Below are 18,728 nucleotides of genomic sequence, written 5' to 3'. Positions count from 1 at the left end.
CCACGCCACCCGGGTCGTGCCCGGCAGCGGTCCGCTGCCGTGGTGCCTCCCGGCCGGACAGGGCGAGGACGCCCGGCCGGCGAGGGTCTGTACGACCGGCCGGACAGGGCCGGTCCGGCCCTGTTCCGCCGGTGCGGGCCCAAGCGACCCCGGAGGCCCGGGGGCCTAGAACTTGGCCGCCGCGGAGGGTGCCTTGAGCGTCCCCAGGTACTTGTGCCAGAGGTGGTTGGGGTCGTTCTCGACGGCCTCGACGATCTCCCGCATCGCGGCGAGGGCCTTGGGCTCCCCGTCGTACACATCGCCCTGCAGCATCTTGAGGACGTCCAGGCGGTAGCGCGGGTCCTGGACGAACGCCGTGAAGAGGATGTTGAGGCGGTAGTAGATCGAGATGAACTCGTACCAGTTGTTCACCGCGCCGCGGAGCGTGTTGACGTAGCCGTCGAAGCGTTCCTTGCGGAAGTCCCCGGCCTTGTGCGCCGCGATGATGTCGGCGGCGGCCAGCCGTGCGCTGTTGAGCGCGACGCTGACACCGCTGGAGAAGATCGGGTCCACGAACCGGGCTGCGTCGCCGATCATCACGAGCGAGTCGTCGGCGATCTTGGTGAGCGCGTAGCTGTAGTCGCCCTCGGCCTTGAACTCCTTGACCCGCTTGGCGTTCTTCAGCGCGTCCTGGAGGGCCGGGCGGCTGCCGATGGTGTCCCAGAAGAAGGTCTCCAGGTCGTTCTTGGCTTCCTTGAACCGGGCCTTCTGGGTCACGACACCTATGGAGGTGATGGTGTCCGTGATCGGGATCTGCCAGACCCAGGTGTCCTCCAGCGGGAGGAAGTGGATGAAGATGTAGTCCGCCTGGTCCTTGTTGACCGCGAGCGCCTTGCGGTCGAAGTCGTCGAACCAGGTGTGCACCGCGTACTGGTTGAAGACCGGGTCCGGCTCCTTGACCTTGAGCTGGCTGCCCATCATGGTGCGGCGGCCACTGGCGTCGATGACCATGCGGACGGGGACGCCGACCGACTGGTTGCCGACCTTCGCCTGGATGACCGGACGGTCGCGGTCGGTGAAGTCGACCCGGTTGACGCGGACGCCGTGGTAGACCTTCGCGCCCAGGCTCTCCGCGTGCTGCAGCAGGATCTGGTCGAACTTGCCGCGGTCGACGTGGAAGGTGTGGTCCCGGTCGACGCCGGCCTGGTCCCGCTCGCTGAACAGCACCTCGGCGGCGCGGAAGTCGTGGTCCAGGCCCTGGAAGCCCATGTGGTCGATGTCCCGGTCCTCCGCGGAGGTCCAGGCGGCGCCGTACTTCTTGGGGAAGCCCGCGGCCTCGACCTTCTCCATGGCACCGGTCTCGATGAGCACCGGCGTCGTGGCCGGGACCAGCGACTCGCCGACGTGCTCGCGCGGAAAGGTCTCCGATTCGAAGACCACCACGGACAGCCCCTCCTTGGCGAGGTAGGAGGCGGCGGTGGAGCCGGCCGGCCCGCCGCCGATGATGCCGATGTCGTAGTCGTAGTTCGCCGATGTCTCGGACAACGTGATCTCCTGTCGCGAATTCGGGTGGATGCGCTGTGCCGTGGCCGCGAGGGCCTGTGCGGCGGGTCGGTCGCAGGCCCTGGTCAGTGAGCGGGCGTACGGAGGGACAGCAGCAGGTCGGTGATGCTGTCCAGGTTCTGGAAGTTGGTTCCGGTCAGCTCGGTCGGCGGGATGTTGGTCCCCAGCTCGTCCCGGATGAAGGTGAGCAGCTGAGCGGTGTTGATCGAGGTGAGAATCCCCCACTCGAGCAACGGGGTGTCCGGGGCGATGCCCTGGGCGTCGGGCTCCGCGAGCAGCCGCTCCTGGATGAACTCGGTGAGCTGGGTGATCAGTTCGTCGCGGTCACTGGCCACGCCGTACCTCCTGGAGATGCGTTGAGGGGCGGGTGGTCCCGCCGAGGTTCAACGGGGGACCCAATGGAGTTCAACGCCCGTTGATTTCAACACCTGATGATGTCATTTCCTGATGAACTCTACTAGTGTTGAGTTCATCGTCAAGAGGCCAACGGGCAGTGATGACCGAGTGGTTGGAGAAGCGATGCCCCCAGTGACGGCTCACGTGATGGCCCCGAAGGTGCCCCGAGCGAGGACTCGACCGGTGACCGCGGCCCGGCTCGGGCCGCCCGCCGGAGAAGTGCATGTCTGGGCGGTACGGGAGCCCGGCCCCGGTTCCGAGAAGGCGCTGTGGCGCTGTCTGGAACTGCTCTCACCGGACGAGCTGCGGCGGTGGCGGCACATGGTGCCCTCGCAGCGCGCGCTGTACGCCTCGGCACATGCCGCGCTGCGCGCGGTGACTGCCGCGTATGCCGACCTGATGACGTCCCAAGTCACCTTCTCGGTAGGCAAGTTGGGCAAGCCCTATGTGTGTGGCGACCCCGGGCTCAGGGTCAGCCTCGCGCACACCGAAGGGATGTCCCTGGTGGCCGTGAGCCGTGACGGACCCACCGGCGTCGACGTCGAACGGATCAGGCCACTCAGGGATCCCGCGGGGCTGCGCCGACAGGTGCTCTCCGACATCGAGGCGGAGCACTGGCCCGCGGACCGCGAAGGTCCCCTGAACAGCGGGCTGTTCACCCACTGGGCGTGCAAGGAGGCCGTCCTCAAGGCCCTCGGCAGCGGCCTGGCCGGCGATCTCACCGCGGTCAGGGTCAGTCCCGGTGCACGACGCTCGGGGCCAGTGCGGGTGCAGTCGGCTCCCGGGTCGGCCACACGCGTGTGGAACCTTCACCTCATCGACGTCGGCCCCGAGTTCAGAGCGGCCGTGGCCGTCGCCGGCGGTGGCGATGTCGTACGAGTCCTCGCGCTGGACCCCGGCGAGCGGCCCGAGCCGTCGTCGTCGCACACTCCCTGGAGTTCCTCCCCCACGAAGGAGATCCCGCCATGCAGCGGTTGAGCAGCACCCCCGGAGCGACCACCGCCACGTCCACGCCCGGCCGTGCCCGCCAGGGCCGCCCCACGCTGCTGTGCCTGCCGCACGCGGGAGGGGCCGCACGGGCCTTCGCGAGCCTGGAGGCGGCGTTGCCCGACGCCGCGCGGATGACCCTGCTGGAACTGCCAGGACACGGCACCCGGATGGCCGAGCCGCTGCGCGAGGACTTCGGCACGGCCCTGGAGGACCTGATCCGCGGCTCCGCCCCGCACACCACGGGGCAGTACGTCCTGCTCGGGCACAGCATGGGGGCGGCGTTCGCGTACGAGACAGGCCGCTACTGGAGCGCCCTGGGCCGCCCGCCGGCCGCTGTCGTCGTGGTCGGCCGCAACGGCCCCACCGCTCGGCGCACCCTGCCCGACCTCCACACACTCTCCGCCCCGGCGTTCCTGGAGTCCGTGCGCCGCCTCGGTGGCACCCCGCCACAGCTCTTCGAGCACCCGGAACTGGTCAAGCTGTTCACCCCGGTACTGCGCGCCGACTTCACCATCTCGGAGACGTACACCCCGCTGCCCGGACCGCCGCTGGCCTGCCCCCTGTGGGTGTGCGCGGGCGTGGACGATCCGATGGTGGACGACCCGGGCCTGCGCGACTGGGAGAACCACGGCGCCGGCGACGTCGCCATCGAGTGGCTGCCCGGCGACCACTTCCTGCTCGACGACCCGGCGTTCCACGCGTACGTGGCCGGCGTACTCCGGACGCTGCCGGACCCCGCGACAACGGGTTGACCCGTCGTCCCGCACCCGCACCACGCGCCCGGCGCAGGGGCTGGGCTCGGGGCGAGTTTCGCAGCCCGGCGCTGACGGGGCGCCGCTGCGCCCACCCGTGCCGCCCCCAGCGGCACGACTGCCCGCAGCGAGGGAGACCGCAGCGATGACGACCCGCAGCCGCGGCACGCCCCCGCTGCGCCCGTGCCGCCTCCTCCAGTGGCACGGCTGCCCGCAGCGAGGGAGGTCTGAGGCGAGGGCGGCCTGCGGTCGTTGTGAGCAGGGGAGGGGTCGTCCCGTAGTGCGGGAGGTCTGAGGCCAGGGCGGCCTGCGGTCGCCGTGGGCAGGGGAGGGGTCGTCCCGTAGTGCGGGAGGTCTGCGACGAGGGCGGCGGCGGGCAGTCGCGTCGGCTGGTGAGTGGCGGTCCCTCAGCACGGGAGGCCCGCAGCTGCTGTACGCACGGGAGGGGCTGTCCCTCAGCCAGAACGGCCTGCAGCGAGGGAGGTCTGTAGCGAGGACGGCCCGCAGCCGCCCACCGACGGGAGGGGCCGTGCCGGTACATCACCGCCCGTCGCTTACAGCTCCGCACAGCCAAGTCGAACCATCTGCAACCCCGAGCGGTACGCACGCCACGCGACGGGCGGATGTACCGGCACGGCCCCGACCCACCCACCGGTGATAGGCGAACCGCGTCCGCGCCCCCGACGCACGCCCACGACGGGCGGATATACCGACACGGCCCCAACCCACCCCCACCGCTGGTAGGCGAACCGTGCACGCGCCCACGCCGTCGGCCCCCGCCCCTGAAGAACAGGGCGAGGGCCGGCGGCGCAACGGGCCGTCTCAGGCGGCAGGGTGCGCGTGCACCTCGGAGAACTGGGCCCGCCAGTAGGCCAGCGGGGTATTGGTGGTGGAGACGTCGCCGTGCACCAGGCGGCCGATGAGTACCTGATGGTCGCCCGCCAGGTGGCTGCTCGTCAGGATGCACTCCGCGAACGCCACGGTGTTGTCGAGCAGCGGCGCGGAGGTGCGCTTGCCCGCGGACCAGGGCACGCCCTCGAACCGCTCGGGCACCGGCGACGCGAAGGTGCGGGCCGTCTCGGCCATACCGGCGGAGAGGAAGTTCACCGCGAAGACCGAGCTCTGGTGGATGGCTTCGAGGGTCGCGCTGGGCTGCTTGACACAGACCAGCAGCAGCGGTGGCGAGGCCGACACGCTGCACACCGCGCTGCACGTGAGGCCGCGCGGCTCGCCATCGGCCGTGAGGCTGGTGACGACGCTCACCCCGGTCGGCAGGGACCCCATCACCGAACGAAAGGTGTGGAGGTCCACCTGGTCCAACAGGGTGTCGGGAGTGCTGAGTCGTTCAGACATGGGCAGGTCCTCGTCTCTGAGGCCGAGGCGGATCAGGGCCGCGGAGGTCATCGGGGTTCACCGGGTGGCTGTCACGGGGCTGCGCCGGACGTCTGGCACCGGCGCTCACCGCGCGTCGACGGCGGTGATCTGGTTCAGCAGAGCCTGACGGTCCGTCTTCCCGTTGCCGGTCAGCGGCAGTTCGGGGACGACATGGACCGCGTCGACCACCATGTAGAGGGGCAGCCGGTCGGCACACTCGCGCTTGAGTTCGAGCAGCCCGGGAGCCCGCGGGCCCTCCGGCACCACCACGGCGTGGATCTTCGCGTCCAGACCGCTACCCACCACGACACACGCGGCGGAGGCCACCTTGGGGTTCGCGGCGACCACCGCCTCGATGTCGCCGAGCTCGATGCGATGCCCGCGCACCTTCACCATGTGGTCACGCCGGCCCACGTACTCCAGCATTCCGTCGGGCCCCATCCGCCCGATGTCACCGGTGAAGTACGCGCCCTTCTGCGGCTCCCGGCCCCAGTAGCCGAGCATCACCGTCGGCCCACTGACCACGATCTCGCCCTCACGCTCGCGCGGCGGGTGTATCCGGATCCGGTCACCGCTGACCGCGGTGCCGATCGGCAACGGACGGGTGCTGCCCAGATCGCGGTCGGTGACCTCGTAGCTGGTGCACACATTGGTCTCGGTCGGCCCGTACCAGTTGAGCATCCGCACATCCGGCCACGCCTTGCGCAACTCGTGGACCTGCTGCATGGGGAACGGCTCCCCGGCGAAGACGCACACCCGCAGATCGGCCGGCGGCTCACCGGTCAGCAGCTCGCCGCGCTGCATCATCAGGACCAGCGCGGACGGCACCGAGTACCAGACGGTGATCCGCTCGCGGCGCAGCAGCGCGCCGAGCTGCGCCGGGTCGTACGCCAAGCCCTCGGGCACCAGGACGACCGAGGCACCGGCCAGGAAGGTGGCGTACAGGTCGAAGACGGAGAGGTCGAAGTTGAAGGGCGCGTGGTTGGACAGCCGGTCGTCCGCGGTGACACCCACCTCTTCGGCGGCCCAGCGGATGAAGGACAGCGCGTTCTTGTGGCTGATGCAGACGCCCTTCGGCTCGCCGGTGGAGCCGGAGGTGTAGAGGATGTACGCCGGTTCGTTGGGCTCGTTCTCGTACGGCGCCGGGGCGTCAGCGACCGGGGCCTCCTCGCGCACCTCGGCGAAGGAGGCGAGCGGCAGGGCGTCGTCCCAGTCGACATCCGCGGCGCGCCGGATGCCGTCGGCGTCGGCGACCACCAGGGCGGGCGTGCAACTGGCGGCGATGCGCTGGACCCGGGCGGCCGGGTTGTTGGCGCTGACCGGTGCGTAGATCGCGCCGATGCGCAGCGCGCCCTGCATGAGGGCGATGGCGTCCAGGGTCTTGTGGGTCCACAGCACGACCCGGTCGCCGGGGCGAACGCCTCGCCGGTGCAGCGCGGCCGCGTACCGGTCGGCGAGGTCGTCGAGTTCCCGGTAGCTGAACACCCCTTGGGACGAGCGCACGGCCGGGGCGTCCGGGGCGCGCCGGGCGGAGTCGATGACGAGCTGGTGGAGCCTCACAGGCCTATCTCCTTCACTATCAACTGACGCTGGATGTCCGAGGTTCCCGAGAAGATCGTGCTGGGCACGGCGTCGCGCAGCGCGGCCTCGATGCCGTCCTCGCGCAGATAGCCGCGGCCGCCGAAGATCCGGACCGCGTCGGCGGCGGACGCCAGCACGCCCTCGGACACGGCCAGCTTCGACAGGGCGATTTCGAGCACGGAAGGATCGCCCTGGTCCATCGACCAGCAGGCGCGGTACAGCAGCAGCCGGGCGCTCTCCAGGCGCAGCTTCATGTCGGCGATCCGGTGGGACACCGACTGGAACTCGCCGATCCTGCGCCCGAATTGACGGCGTTCCCGGGCGTGTGTGACGCACTGCTCCAGGAGGCGGTCGAGCAGCCCGACGTAGAGCGCGAAGAGGCAGGCGCGCTCCCAGCCCATGGAGTGCTGGAAGATCGCCGCACCCGCGCCGACACCGCCGAGCACCTGCACCTCGGGCACGAAGCAGTCCTCGAAGGTGACGGAACCGGCCGGGCAGGAGTGCATGCCCATCTTCTCGTAGGGCTTGCCCACGACGACGCCGGGCGTCTCCCGGTCGACGACCAGGCCGGTGACACCGAGGAAGCCCATCTTGGGATTGACGGTCGCGTACGTCACATACACATCGGCGGCCGGTCCGTTGGAGACGAAGCTCTTCGTGCCGTTGAGCACGAACCCGCCGTCGGTGGGCGTCGCGATCGTGCCGAGCCGTGAGGAGTCCGAGCCGGCCTCCGGCTCCGTCATGGCGTTGCCCGCGATCAGCCGCCCCGAGGCCAGTTCGGGCAGCATCCGCCGGCGTACGGCATCGGTTCCGAACCGGGCGACGGGCACGGCGCAGGCGAAAGTGTGCGCCGCCGCGCCGAACACCAGCCCGGTGTCGGCGCAGCCACGGCCCACGGCCTCCACGACGCGCGCGGTGTCGAGCGCGCCGAGTCCCTGCCCGCCGTACTCCTCGGGCAGGCAGGAGCCGAGCATGCCGATATCGCCGAGCCGCAGCCAGTCCTTGCGGGTGTAGAACCCGTGGCCCGCGCCGGGCGGAGCGGGGAAGGCGGCCCGGGTCGCCTCGAGTACCTCGTCGTAGCGGGCCTGTTGGCCCTCGTTCCAGCCGAACTCCACATCTGCTCCTGGGGTACGGGGAAGGGGGCGCGCCCTCCCTGATCGGATCGCTGGTCAGTTGTGCTCGGGGAAGTGGCGCAGGTTCCGCGGGCCGACATAGCGCAGCCGTGGATGGATGCGCCCTTGCTGGGCCCGCTGTTCCTCGACGTGGGCGAGCCAGCCGGGGACCCGGGCGGCCGCGAACATCGGGACGAACAGGTCGGACGGCATGCCGAGCAGGTGGTAGATCGCGGCGGCGTAGCAGTCCACGGTCAGATAGGGGCGCGGTCCCTTCGACGGGTGGGCCGCGGCCCGTACGGCGTCCAGGACCTGCAGGATGCGGTCGCTGCCGGGGCCCGTGTTGAAGGCGCGGGCCGCCTCGCGCAGCGGCCTGACGCGGGGGTCCTCCTCGGCGTGCGAGCCGGGCCTGACCCGGGCGGCGGAGGCCTGGTCGGCTCGCCCGCGCAGATAGGCGGCGGTGGTGTCCGGATTGCCGTCCTCGCGGGCCAGGTCGATCACCTGGTGGGCGGCGCCGCCGTGCAGCGGCCCGGTGAACGTGGCGAGCGCGACGGTGATGGTGGCGAAGGTGTCGGCGCCGGTGCCGGCCGCGACCCGGGCCGCGAACGCCGAGGCGTTGCAGCCGTGTTCGGCCTGCAGGACCAGGCAGAGGTCGACCAGGCGTACCCGCTCCGGATCGCGGGGCAGGCCCAGCATGTAGAGGATGTTCTCGGCGTGCGAGAGTTCGGGCGCGGGGTTCGGCAGCCGTCGCCCGGCGCGGGCCGCCTGCTGGGTCGCGAAGATCGTCGGGATCCGCGCGACCAGGCGCTCGCGCAGGTCGATGTGGGCGGCCGGGTCGGCGTTCGCCTCCGCGGCGACGCCGAGCGCGGGAACCGCGGTGCGCAGCACGGACGAGGTGCTGGAGTTTGCGTTGAGCACCAGGTTCGTCGCGACCATGGGCGGCAGTTCACGGGCCGCGACGAGCCGCGTCTTGAAAGCGCTCAGCTCCTCGGCGTCCGGCAGCCAGCCGCGGATCAGCAGATGGACGACCTCCTCGAAGGTCACCCGGCCGATCAACTCCTCGATGGGATAACCGCGGTAGGCCAGCCGCCCCCGGACGGGGTCCACCTCGGAGATCCCCGTCTCACCGACCACCACCTCCGAGATGTCCGTCAGCTCCTGCTCGACGGCCGAAGGCACCGGCCCCGGCAGCGCGGGGGCGATCGACGACGCGTCCGGCGGTGCCTTGATGTGGGACAGTTCGGCGAGCCGGTCGTCGTAGAAGGCGCGCAACTGTCCGACCGACTCGATGTGTTCGATGAGATGGTCGTCGAGGGTGGTGCCCAACTCGTGCTCCAGATGGACCTGGAGTTCCACGGCGGTGAGGTTGTCCCAGCTGGCCACGGCGCGAAGCTGCATCTCGTCGCCGATGAACTCCGACGGCATGTCGAAGACGCGGGAAAGAGTGCTGATGACGGGGTGCACCTGGGCCATCTCCTTGTCTGAGCGTCGCTGCTCCTGCGGGTGCCGAGCGACGAAGGGGGGTGATGTGCGGCGTCGCGGACCCGGTGTGCGGCCGGTTCCGTTCGCGCGGCCGGTTCTGTTCACACGCGGCCGGATCCGGGTGGTGGCCCCGATCGACTGCGGCGCGCCACGGGTGTGGCCTGAGCCGGCTACCCGGCCAGGTCCGAGGTCTGCCCGCCGGCCGGCTCGGGCATCCGGACCAGCGAGGCGGCCGAGTCGGACCGGGCGGGCGTGGCGATCAGATCCATCCGGGACCGGGGGAAGAGGAACGGGAGGAGCGGGCCGGTCATGGCCGTGGTGATCAGCGCCATGAGGACCATTTCGGTGAACAGGGACTGGTCGAGCACTCCGAGGCTGAGGCCGACGCCGAGGATGATCAGCTCGGTCAGGCCCCGCGTGTTCATCAGGACGCCGACGCCCGTCGACTCCCGCCAGCCGAGCCCGAAGGACTTGGCCGGCAGTCCGGCGCCGAGCAGCTTGCCGAGGATGGCCGCGGCGAGGATCAGGCCCAGCTCTCCCCAGGCGGTGAGCGACATGGCCGCGACGTCGACCGAGAGTCCGGTGACGATGAAGTAGACGGGCAGCATGAGTTCACCGGCGTGCTGCAACGGGCGCAGCATCTTCTCCTCCAGCAGGACCTCCGGCTTGCGGGGCATGACCAGGCCGAAGGCGAAGGCGCCGAAGATGGGGTGGATGCCGATCTTCGACGTGGTGTACGCGGAGAGCAGCAGCCCGGCCGTGACCAGGGTGGCCAGATGGACGCCGGTGCCGCGCTTGGAGATCCAGGCGACACCTCGGGTGAGCAGCGGGCGGACGACGACGATCATCGCGGCGCCGTAACCGGCCGACATCCACAGGGTGTCGGTGAAACCGGAGGGACCGGACGCGGTCACGATCGCCACCACCCCGGCCAGCAGGCACCAGGCCAGTACGTCGCCGAAGGCCGCGCTGGTCAGCGCGAGCGCGCCGATCTTCGTGCGGCTGAGGTTGTTGTCCTTGAGGATCCGGGCCAGCACCGGGAACGCGGTGATCGACATGCTGACGCCCAGATACAGGCCGAACGAACTGAACGGCACCTTCTCCCCGTTGACGTGCGAGTGGCTGTGGTAGATCACCGCGGCGACCCCGAAGCCGAGCACCATCGGGGCCAGGATGCTGCCCGCGGTCACTCCGGCGACGGAGCTCTTCCTGCGCCGCATGGTCGTCCAGTCGAGCTCCCACCCCACGGTGAACATGAAGAGCAGCAGGCCCAGTTGGGCGACCATGGAGAGTAAGGGGCGTACTTCGTCCGGAAACAGACGCTGCGTCGGGTTTCCTGGAAGCAGTCCCAGCAGACTGGGTCCCAGCAGGATTCCCGCCGTGATCTCGCCGATGACAGCGGGCTGGCGTATGCGGCGGGCGAGCTGGGCGAGGACTGTACCCGCGATCAGGATGCCGGCGATGCCGGCGATGGCGGTGGCCTGCAGTGCTTCGGCTGCGTGCGGATGCGTCACGGCATCTCCTCCGGCGTCGAAACTCGTCGGACATTGAACTTAATTCACTACGCGTTGAACTCAACTGATGATGAGTTTTGCATGCGGGGTGGCGCGCACACAAGGGGCGTCGGCGGGCTGCCCGCCTGGGAGTCAAGAGGTGTGCGGGGGTGGGCGGTCGGGGCTTGCCGGGTTTTCGGGTTCATGCAAAACTCCTTCCTTGTTGAGTTCACTGGTTGTTGAGTTCTTGTCGAGTGTGAACCGCGGAAGGTGGTGCCTGACCATGCGCGAACTGGTGGAGGTGATCGAGTCCCCGGACTCGGTGCCGGCCGATGTGGCGGCCCTGGGAGTCCCCGAGTCCTTCCGGGCAGCCGTCCTCCACAAGGAGGAGGCGGGGATGTTCGAGGGAATGGAACTGCGCGATCGGCGTCCCGCCGACTCCCTTCACATCCAGGAGGTGCCGACCCCCACCCCGGGACCGGGTGAAGTACTGGTGGCGGTCATGGCGAGCGCCGTGAACTACAACACCGTCTGGAGCGCACTGTTCTCGCCCGTTCCCACCTTCGCGGCTCTGGAGCGCTATGCGCGCCTCGGCGGTCTCGCCGCCCGGCACGACCAGCCCTACCACGTCATCGGCTCCGACCTGGCGGGCGTGGTCCTCAAGTGCGGGCCCGGCGTGCGGCGTTGGGGCACCGGCGACCGCGTGGTGGCGCACTGCGTCTCGGTCGAACTCGAGCACGCGGAGGGCCACGGCGACCCCATGCTCGACCCCGAGCAGCGCATCTGGGGATACGAGACCAACTACGGCGGACTCGCCCAACTCGCCCTCGTCAAGTCGACCCAGCTGCTGCCCAAGGCCGAACACCTCACCTGGGAGGAGGCCGCCTCGCCCGGGCTGGTCAACTCCACCGCGTACCGCCAGCTGGTCACCCAGAACGGCGCGGGCATGAAGCAGGGTGACAACGTCCTCGTCTGGGGCGCCGTCGGTGGCCTCGGCTCGTACGCCACCCAGCTCGCGCTGGCCGGCGGAGCGAACCCCATCTGCGTGGTCTCCTCGCCCGAAAAGGCCGCGCTGGCCCGTGAAATGGGCGCCGAGCTGATCATCGACCGCAAGGAGGAGGGCTACCGCTTCTGGCGGGACCCGCACACCCAGGACCCCAAGGAGTGGCGCCGGTTCGGCGCGCGCATAAGGGAGTTGACCGGGGGAGAGGACGTCGACATCGTCTTCGAGCACCCGGGCCGCGAGACCTTCGGCGCCTCCGTGTACGTCACCCGCAAGGGCGGCACCATCGTGACCTGCGCCTCCACGGCCGGCTACACCCACGAGTACGACAACCGCTACCTCTGGATGAGCCTCAAACGGATCGTCGGCTCCCACTGCGCCAACTACCGCGAGGCCTGGCAGGCCAACCGTCTCATCGCCAAGGGCCGCATCCACCCGACGCTCTCGCGGACGTACGCCCTCGACGAGGTGGCCCAGGCCGTCCAGTCCATCCACCGCAACGAACACCACGGCAAGGTCGGGGTGCGCTGCCTCGCACCCGCCGAGGGACTGGGCGTCACGGCCCCCGAATTCCGCGCCCTCCACGAGAGCGCCATCAACCGCTTCCGCACCCCGCGGCCCGAGACCGCGGCGCCCGTCCTGAGCGAGGTCGCGGCATGAGCGCACGGCACGGCACGGTCGGCGTCGTCGGCCTCGGGACCATCGGCGCCGCAGTCGCCGGCAGGGCCGCGGTCGCCGGGCACTCCGTCCTCGTACTCGACTCCGCGGAGCGGGCGGGGGAGCGGCTGCGGCAGCTCCTCGACCGGACACCCGAGGCGCACGGACGCATCCGTCTCGTGCGGCGCATCGAGGAACTCGCCCCGGCCGTCACCGTGCTGGAGGCGGTGCCCGAGCGCCGCGACACCAAGGTCGAGGTGCTGCGCGCCCTCGACCGGGCCTGCCCGCCCGAAACCGTCCTGGCCAGCAGCGCCGCGGCCCTCTCGCTCACCGACCTCGCGGCCGCCTCCGGGCGCCCGGGCCGGCTCGTCGGCCTCCACCTGCCCCTGCCGACGGCGGGCCTCGCGGAGATCGGCCGTACGGTGATGACCGAGGAGTCGGCGGTGGAGCAGGCCCGCGACCTCGCCGAGGCCGTCGGACTCGGACACGTGACCGTGGGCGACCGGGCGGGACTGATCTCCACCGCCCTCCTCTTCGGTTTCCTCAACCAGGCCGTCACGATGTACGACCAGCGGCTCGCCGGCCGCGACGACATCGACGCCGCGATGCGCCACGGCTGCGGACTGCCCCTGGGGCCGCTCGAACTCCTCGACCTGATCGGCACGGACACCGCCTGCGACATCCTCGACGTCCTCGCCGCCCGCTGGGCCGAGCCGACGCTCCAACCCGCGCGCCGACTACGGCACATGGCCCTCGCCGGCCTGCTCGGCCGCAAGTCCGGACGCGGCTTCTACGACTACCGGGAATCCGACGGCACCAGGCCCGCCGTCGAGCGGCCGTCCCCCGCGCAGTTGGCGTTCCGTACGGTCGGCATCGTCGGGACCGGCACCATGGCCACCGGCATCGCGGAGGTCTTCGCCAAGGGCGGCGTCCCCACCGTGCTGGTCGGCCGCACCGACGAACGCGCCAAGGCCGCGTGGGAGGCCGTGGCCGCGTCGACGGCACGGGCCGTACGGCGCGGCAAGCTGGCCGAGGCCGAACGCGACGCCGCCCTGGAGCGGTTGACCCCGAGCGGGGATCTCGCCCAACTGGCCGACTGCGACCTGGTGATCGAGGCCATCGCGGAAGACCTGGACGTGAAGAAGCGGCTCTTCCGCACGCTGGGCGAGCTCTGTCGGCCGGGCGCTCTGCTGGCCACCACCACCTCAAGCCTGCCGGTGATCGAATGCGGTCTGGCCTCCGGGCGCCCCGAGGACGTGATCGGGCTGCACTTCTTCAACCCGGCCCCGCTCATGCGGCTCGTCGAGGTGATCCCCTCGCTGGAGACCGCCCCCCAACACGTGCATGTGGCACGGGAGTTGTGTTTGCGACTGGGTAAGCATCCGGTGCAGTGCATGGACCGGCCGGGCTTCATCGTCAACGCGCTGCTCTTCCCGTACCTGAACGGCGCCGTGCGTCTGACGGAAAGCCACTACGCCACCGCCGACGAGATCGACGACGTGATGAAGCTGGGCTGCGGCTACCCGCTCGGCCCGTTCGAACTGCTCGACATCATCGGCCTGGACATCTCGCTGAGCATCCAGCGCGTACTGCACGACGCGGACCGTCATCCCCGTACCGTCCCCGCACCTCTGCTGGGACACCTTGTCGCCGCCGGCCGGGCGGGACGCAAGTCCGGCGCCGGCTTCCGGGTGTACGGCTGACCGTCCGACTCAAGGAGGAAGCAGATGACCAGCACGAACTCCGAGCGAACCGCCTCCGCCGACGCTCTTGGCTGGGCGATGCTCGCGGAGCTGACCGGCTGCGGTGACGTGGCCTGGGCACTGGGGGGACCGGCGCCGGGGGACGGGGTGGACGGCGGGGAATCCGTGGCGGTGGACGGGGGCGAGCAGTGAGCGCGGCGGCATCGCGGACTGCGGGTACTCGTAGCGACTCCGGTTCTGGATCTGGCTCGGGCTCGGGCTCGGGTTCGGGCATGGGCTCGGGTTCGGGCATGAGCGCGTGGGCGGGCACGTGCACGGGTGCGGGCTCTGGTTCGGGCTCGGACTCGGGCCTTGGTTCTGGTTCGGGCACGGGCTCTGGTTCGGGTGCTGGTACCCGTTTTGGTCCCGTCGCGGCCACCGGCGCCGGAACCGTGCGCGACGCGGGGCTGGCCGCTCGTGCCGCGGCCACGCTGCTGTCGACCACGACCGGTGGCGAGCGGGATGCCGCGCTGATGGCCATGGCCCATCGGCTGAGCGGGAGTTCGGGGGAGGTCCTCGCGGCGAACCGGCAGGACGTGGAGGCGGCCCGAGAGGCCGGGCGGTCGGCGACCGTGCTGGACCGCCTCACCCTCTCGGAGCAGCAGCTCGAAGCGCTCGCGGGAACGGCGCGTGCCCTGGCGGACGAGCCCGATCCGGTCGGTGAGGTCGCGAGCGGTTCCGTCATGCCCAACGGCCTGGAGGTACGCCGGATCAGGGTGCCCCTCGGCGTCGTCGGCATCATCTATGAGGGACGTCCGAATGTGACCGTCGACGCCGCCGCGCTCTGCGTCAAGAGCGGCAACGCGGCCCTCCTGCGCGGCTCTTCGGCCGCCCGGCACACCAACGCGGCCCTCGTTGCCGTCATCCGCGAAGCGCTCGCGGACACCGCCGTTCCGGTCGACGCCGTGCAGCTCGTCCCCGGCTCGACCCATGCCTCCGTCCACGAACTGATGTCACTGCGGGACCTGGTGGACGTTCTCGTCCCGCGCGGCGGCCGCGAGCTCATCCAGGCCACCGTCCGCGACTCCGCGGTCCCCGTCATCGAGACCGGCGTCGGTAACTGCCACGTCTACGTCGACGAACACGCCGACCTGGACAAGGCGTTGGCGATCCTGCTCAACGCCAAGGCGCAGCGCCCGTCCGTCTGCAATGCCGCGGAGTCGCTGCTCGTCCACGAGAGCGTCGCGCCCGCCTTCCTGCCCCGGGCCCTGGCCGCGCTGGTGGCCCACGGGGTGACTGTGCACGGGGACGAGCGGGTGCGCTCCTTGCACCCCGCGGTGGTGCCCGCCACCGAGGAGGACTGGGGACGCGAGTACCTCTCCCTCGACCTCGCCGCCGCCGTCGTCGCATCGCTGGAGTCGGCCGTCGGCCACATCCGCCGGTACGGCAGCGGGCACACGGAGGCGATCGTCACCGACTCGCAGAGCGCCGCGCGCCGATTCGTCGCGGCCCTGGACACCGCGGTCGTCGCCGTCAACGCCTCCACCCGTTTCGCCGACGGCGGGGAGATCGGGCTCGGCAGCGAACTCGGCATCTCCACCCAGAAGCTGCACGCGCGCGGCCCGATGGGGCTGACCGCGCTGACCACCACCAAGTACGTCCTCGTGGGCGACGGGCACATCCGGGGCGGAGCCGCCGCCCCGCTGCCTTAGATCGGAGGTCCGGTCATGTACGTACGCATCATCACCGCGACGGATCCGTCCGGCCGGCTGCTGTACGAGGAGGAGCCGCGCCGGGAACGGCACACCGCGGCCACGCCCCGACACTGGCCGGGGCTGGCCGGAGTCGACGACGACCCTGCGGAGTTCCACATCGTCCGTGGCATCGACTGATCGACGGGATGTGGGGTCCCGTTCTCGGCGGGACCTCTCATCGGTGGAAGGCGGCGGTCAGCCCCGAGGGGCGGGCCGTCGCCTTCGGCGTGCCGCACCAGGGCTCCAGCAAGTCGTTCAGTGGGCCCGCCTCGCCCACCGGTGGCCGTGGGGTCGGGTCCGTGCCGGTACATCCGCCCGTCGCAGTGCGGGAGTCCGCTGTGTCGCTGAACCCGCCTCCCGTGAGCGACGGGCATTCGATGTACCGGCACGGCCCCTTCCGTGCATGGGCGACTGCGGGTGCGTGGTGGCGTGCCTCGCGTGGGCGACTGCGGGTGCGTGGGGGCGCGCCTCCGTACCGGCGCGTCGGCTGTAGGGCGCCCGTCCCTGAGAGCGCGGCACTCCGGTCGGCGCGGGTTCGTCGTCCTAACGCGCGCCGGCCTGTGGTGCCGATCAGGTGCGTGGGTAGGCACGGGCTCCCCGTGCCGTGGACGTGGACGTGGCCTGAGTCTGCGGTGACGAGCGGGCGTATTCCTCCGCGGAGTGGATGCGGATCCTGACGCGGGGCGGGGTCGGCGGGGCGGGGGGCGTGGGGAGCGCGGTGGTGACCAGCGGCACCAGGTCGTCCTGGTGAACCACCTCCCGGGTGGAATTCCCCTGCAGCCGGGGGAGTTCCCGCGCGTCGAGCCCGACGAGCCCGCGGGCAATTACCCGTCCGCTCTCGTCCTGCAGTTCCACCGGGTCACCGGCGACGAAGTCCCCGTCGACGCGGGTCACCCCGTCCGCGAGCAGTGGTCCCCTGCGCTGCGCGACGGTCGAGACCGCGTGCGCTGTGAGCCGGACCGCGCCGCGCGGGCTGCTGGCGTGCTCCAGCCAGAGCAGATGGTCGGCGGCCCGCTCCCCGGTGCGGTGGAAGAACGTACCCGTCTCGCGCCCGGCCAGAGCATCCGTGGCGTGCCGTGCGGCGGTGAGTACGACGGGGATACCCGCGTCGGTGGCGATGCGCGCCGCCTCCACCTTGGTGACCATACCTCCGGTACCGACCCCTGAGCGGCCGGCGCTGCCGATCTCCACGTCCGCCAGGTCCTGGGGACCGCGGATCTCCCGCAGCCGCCTCGATCCCGGCCTGCGGGGGTCGCCGTCGTAGAGGCCGTCGACGTCCGAGAGCAGGACCAGCAGGTCGGCCCGGACGAGATGCGCGACCAGGGCGGCGAGCCGGTCGTTGTCGCCGAACTTGATCTCCGCGGTGGCCACCGTGTCGTTCTCGTTGACCACCGGCACCGCGCCCATGGCGAGGACCTGGGCGAGGGCGCGAAAGGCGTTGCGGTAGTGGGTGCGGCGGCTGATGTCGTCCGCGGTGAGGAGGACTTGGCCGACCCGCAGTCCGTAGCGGGCGAAGGAGGCGGTGTAGCGGGCGACCAGGAGCCCTTGGCCCACACAGGCCGCCGCCTGCTGCCTGGCCAGGTCCCGCGGCCGCTCGGTCAGGCCCAGCGGAGCGAGCCCGGCAGCGATGGCGCCCGAGGAGACGAGCACGACCTCGGTGCCCGTCGCCCGGGTCCGCGCGAGCACGTCCACGAGGGCGTCCACCCGGTCCGAGTCGAGGCCCCCGGCGGCCGTGGTGAGGGACGAGGAGCCCACCTTGACGACCATGCGACGGGCCGTCAGGACATCGGTGCGCAGGGGCTGTTCACCAGGCGGCTCGGTGTGCGCGGGGCCGTTCACCGTGCTGCGGGGGTGGACAGGGCGAGGTCCCCGGACAGCAGGGTCCGGGGCATCTCGCGCAGCAACGCGTGGACGGTTTCCACGACGAGGACGGGGCGTTCGTACGGCAGGTCGTGGCCCTGGCCGGGCACGGTCTGCAGCACCGCGCCGGGTATGTCGTCGGCCAGCCGCCGGGCCTGCGCGGGCGGGGTGACGCAGTCCAGCGCGCCGACCAGGATCCGTGTGGTCACCCGGCCCAGCGCACCGAGTCGGCCCGCGCAGTCGTGTGTGGTCAGGGCGGCGTAGAACTCGGCGATGGCCATCGCGGGAATGTCCCGGAAGGCGCGGGCGCCCTCGCGGACGGAATCGGTGTGGGGGCCCGCCCCGAACACCGCGCGCCACAGCGGTGCCGTGTTCGGGTGCGACAGCGGCCCGGTGAGCAGCCGGTGCACGGTCCTGGCCGAACGGGGCGAGCGCAGCAGTCCGTCGGCGATCCGCTCGCGAGCCCTGGTGAGGTGTCGTACGGCCGCGCCGGGCCGGGCGACGGGAACGGTCAGGCCCTCGGCCACCTCGTTCAGACAGGTCGAGATCAGGCCCACGCCCCTCACCCGGGCCCCGAACAGGGCGGGTTGACGGGCGGCCAGCTGCTGGATGGCCATGCCACCCATGGAGTGGCCCACGACGACCACGGGTGCGTCGCCGCGGGTCGCCTCGGCGAGCACCCGGGCGAGGTCACGGCCGAGCAGCGCCATGTCGAGCGGGGCGCCGCCGCGGGTGGAGCGGCCGTGGCCCCGCTGGTCGTAGCTGACCGCGCGGACCGCGGGGAAGCCCTGGCGCGGACGGGTCAGGGCGTCGATGTGCGGCCGCCAGTCCTGGGCGGACATCGTCCAGCCGTGGCAGAACAGGACGGTGGCCGGGGCGTCGGGATCGCCGTGGGCGTAGACGGCGATCTCGGCGCCGTCGTCCGTGGCCACCGAGCGCACCAGGCGGCGGGGTTCGGCGAGGGCGAGGGCGGTCATGACACCCGGCCACGGTCGGCGGCGAGCGTTCCCGTCCTGCGGGTACGGGGCCTGCGGATACGAGGCTTGGGGA

The 18,728-nt window shown here is 71.2% G+C and carries 15 protein-coding genes and 1 pseudogene; 7 read left to right on the top strand and 9 right to left on the bottom strand.

Translation table 11 applies throughout. The features are described from left to right. Nucleotides 1-165: 165 nt before the first annotated feature. The gene (locus tag IEY95_RS44660; protein ID WP_189192032.1) at nt 166-1,524 is read right to left on the bottom strand and encodes an NAD(P)/FAD-dependent oxidoreductase; all 1,359 of its coding nucleotides are present in this window, start codon (nt 1,522-1,524) and stop codon (nt 166-168) included. Between the two features lie 83 nt (nt 1,525-1,607). Then, nucleotides 1,608-1,877 carry an acyl carrier protein gene (locus IEY95_RS44655; RefSeq protein ID WP_189192031.1) on the bottom strand — a complete coding sequence of 90 codons (270 nt, stop codon included), beginning with the start codon at nt 1,875-1,877 and terminating at the stop codon, nt 1,608-1,610. A gap of 244 nt (nt 1,878-2,121) precedes the next feature. Here IEY95_RS44655 and IEY95_RS44650 point away from each other — a divergent pair, with 244 nt between their 5' ends. Further along, a complete protein-coding gene (locus tag IEY95_RS44650) occupies nt 2,122-2,916 on the top strand; it encodes a 4'-phosphopantetheinyl transferase family protein (RefSeq protein ID WP_189192030.1) in 795 nt (264 codons plus the stop codon). After that, on the top strand, nt 2,904-3,680 hold the full coding sequence (locus IEY95_RS44645) for a thioesterase II family protein (protein WP_189192029.1): 777 nt from the start codon (nt 2,904-2,906) through the stop codon (nt 3,678-3,680). Before IEY95_RS44650 ends, IEY95_RS44645 begins: the two co-directional genes overlap by 13 nt. 822 nt (nt 3,681-4,502) lie before the next feature. Here IEY95_RS44645 and IEY95_RS44640 read toward each other — a convergent pair. From IEY95_RS44640 to IEY95_RS44620, 5 genes are all read right to left on the bottom strand, one after another. Further along, the gene (locus IEY95_RS44640) at nt 4,503-5,033 is read right to left on the bottom strand and encodes a flavin reductase family protein (protein WP_189192028.1); all 531 of its coding nucleotides are present in this window, start codon (nt 5,031-5,033) and stop codon (nt 4,503-4,505) included. Nucleotides 5,034-5,138: 105 nt separating this feature from the next. Next, entirely contained in the window at nt 5,139-6,614 is a 1,476-nt protein-coding gene (locus tag IEY95_RS44635) for an amino acid adenylation domain-containing protein (RefSeq protein WP_189192027.1), read from the bottom strand. Beyond that, nucleotides 6,611-7,750, bottom strand: coding sequence for an acyl-CoA dehydrogenase family protein (locus tag IEY95_RS44630; protein ID WP_189192026.1), 1,140 nt, complete (start codon nt 7,748-7,750; stop codon nt 6,611-6,613). Before IEY95_RS44630 ends, IEY95_RS44635 begins: the two co-directional genes overlap by 4 nt. Nucleotides 7,751-7,804: 54 nt before the next feature. Continuing rightward, nucleotides 7,805-9,220, bottom strand: a complete 1,416-nt coding sequence (locus IEY95_RS44625; protein ID WP_189192025.1) for a citrate/2-methylcitrate synthase — start codon at nt 9,218-9,220, stop codon at nt 7,805-7,807. A gap of 179 nt (nt 9,221-9,399) precedes the next feature. After that, nucleotides 9,400-10,743, bottom strand: coding sequence for a cation:proton antiporter (locus IEY95_RS44620; RefSeq protein ID WP_189192024.1), 1,344 nt, complete (start codon nt 10,741-10,743; stop codon nt 9,400-9,402). 262 nt (nt 10,744-11,005) lie between these two features. On the opposite strand from IEY95_RS44620, the gene ccrA reads away from it, so the two are divergent. From ccrA to IEY95_RS44595, 5 genes and pseudogenes are all read left to right on the top strand, one after another. Beyond that, nucleotides 11,006-12,385, top strand: a complete 1,380-nt coding sequence (gene ccrA / locus IEY95_RS44615; RefSeq protein WP_373294675.1) for a crotonyl-CoA carboxylase/reductase — start codon at nt 11,006-11,008, stop codon at nt 12,383-12,385. Then, a complete protein-coding gene (locus tag IEY95_RS44610) occupies nt 12,382-14,085 on the top strand; it encodes a 3-hydroxyacyl-CoA dehydrogenase family protein (RefSeq protein WP_189192023.1) in 1,704 nt (567 codons plus the stop codon). Before ccrA ends, IEY95_RS44610 begins: the two co-directional genes overlap by 4 nt. Nucleotides 14,086-14,109: 24 nt before the next feature. Further along, on the top strand, nt 14,110-14,277 hold the full coding sequence (locus IEY95_RS44605) for a hypothetical protein (protein ID WP_189192022.1): 168 nt from the start codon (nt 14,110-14,112) through the stop codon (nt 14,275-14,277). Between the two features lie 200 nt (nt 14,278-14,477). Next, nucleotides 14,478-15,776, top strand: a pseudogene (locus tag IEY95_RS44600) (glutamate-5-semialdehyde dehydrogenase); the annotation flags it as partial. Nucleotides 15,777-15,791: 15 nt separating this feature from the next. After that, nucleotides 15,792-15,956 carry a hypothetical protein gene (locus tag IEY95_RS44595; protein ID WP_189192020.1) on the top strand — a complete coding sequence of 55 codons (165 nt, stop codon included), beginning with the start codon at nt 15,792-15,794 and terminating at the stop codon, nt 15,954-15,956. A gap of 432 nt (nt 15,957-16,388) precedes the next feature. Here IEY95_RS44595 and proB read toward each other — a convergent pair whose 3' ends face one another. Continuing rightward, nucleotides 16,389-17,585, bottom strand: a complete 1,197-nt coding sequence (gene proB, locus IEY95_RS44590; protein WP_189192056.1) for a glutamate 5-kinase — start codon at nt 17,583-17,585, stop codon at nt 16,389-16,391. Between the two features lie 68 nt (nt 17,586-17,653). Then, entirely contained in the window at nt 17,654-18,655 is a 1,002-nt protein-coding gene (locus tag IEY95_RS44585; RefSeq protein ID WP_189192019.1) for an alpha/beta fold hydrolase, read from the bottom strand. Nucleotides 18,656-18,728 lie beyond the last annotated feature (73 nt).

This window comes from Streptomyces albiflavescens (assembly GCF_014645835.1).
Classification (GTDB): domain Bacteria; phylum Actinomycetota; class Actinomycetes; order Streptomycetales; family Streptomycetaceae; genus Streptomyces; species Streptomyces albiflavescens.
Note: the sequence above shows the minus strand (reverse complement) of the source record. Positions and strands in the feature narration are given on the sequence as shown.

What these genes read in the sequence shown, in the direction of transcription:
- IEY95_RS44585 (WP_189192019.1), bottom strand. Translation starts at nt 18,655, where the DNA reads ATGACCGCCCTCGCCCTCGCCGAACCCCGCCGCCTGGTGCGCTCGGTG.
- IEY95_RS44605 (WP_189192022.1), top strand. Translation starts at nt 14,110, where the DNA reads ATGACCAGCACGAACTCCGAGCGAACCGCCTCCGCCGACGCTCTTGGC.
- IEY95_RS44625 (WP_189192025.1), bottom strand. Translation starts at nt 9,220, where the DNA reads ATGGCCCAGGTGCACCCCGTCATCAGCACTCTTTCCCGCGTCTTCGAC.
- IEY95_RS44640 (WP_189192028.1), bottom strand. Translation starts at nt 5,033, where the DNA reads ATGTCTGAACGACTCAGCACTCCCGACACCCTGTTGGACCAGGTGGAC.
- ccrA (WP_373294675.1), top strand. Translation starts at nt 11,006, where the DNA reads ATGCGCGAACTGGTGGAGGTGATCGAGTCCCCGGACTCGGTGCCGGCC.
- proB (WP_189192056.1), bottom strand. Translation starts at nt 17,585, where the DNA reads ATGGTCGTCAAGGTGGGCTCCTCGTCCCTCACCACGGCCGCCGGGGGC.
- IEY95_RS44645 (WP_189192029.1), top strand. Translation starts at nt 2,904, where the DNA reads ATGCAGCGGTTGAGCAGCACCCCCGGAGCGACCACCGCCACGTCCACG.
- IEY95_RS44595 (WP_189192020.1), top strand. Translation starts at nt 15,792, where the DNA reads ATGTACGTACGCATCATCACCGCGACGGATCCGTCCGGCCGGCTGCTG.
- IEY95_RS44610 (WP_189192023.1), top strand. Translation starts at nt 12,382, where the DNA reads ATGAGCGCACGGCACGGCACGGTCGGCGTCGTCGGCCTCGGGACCATC.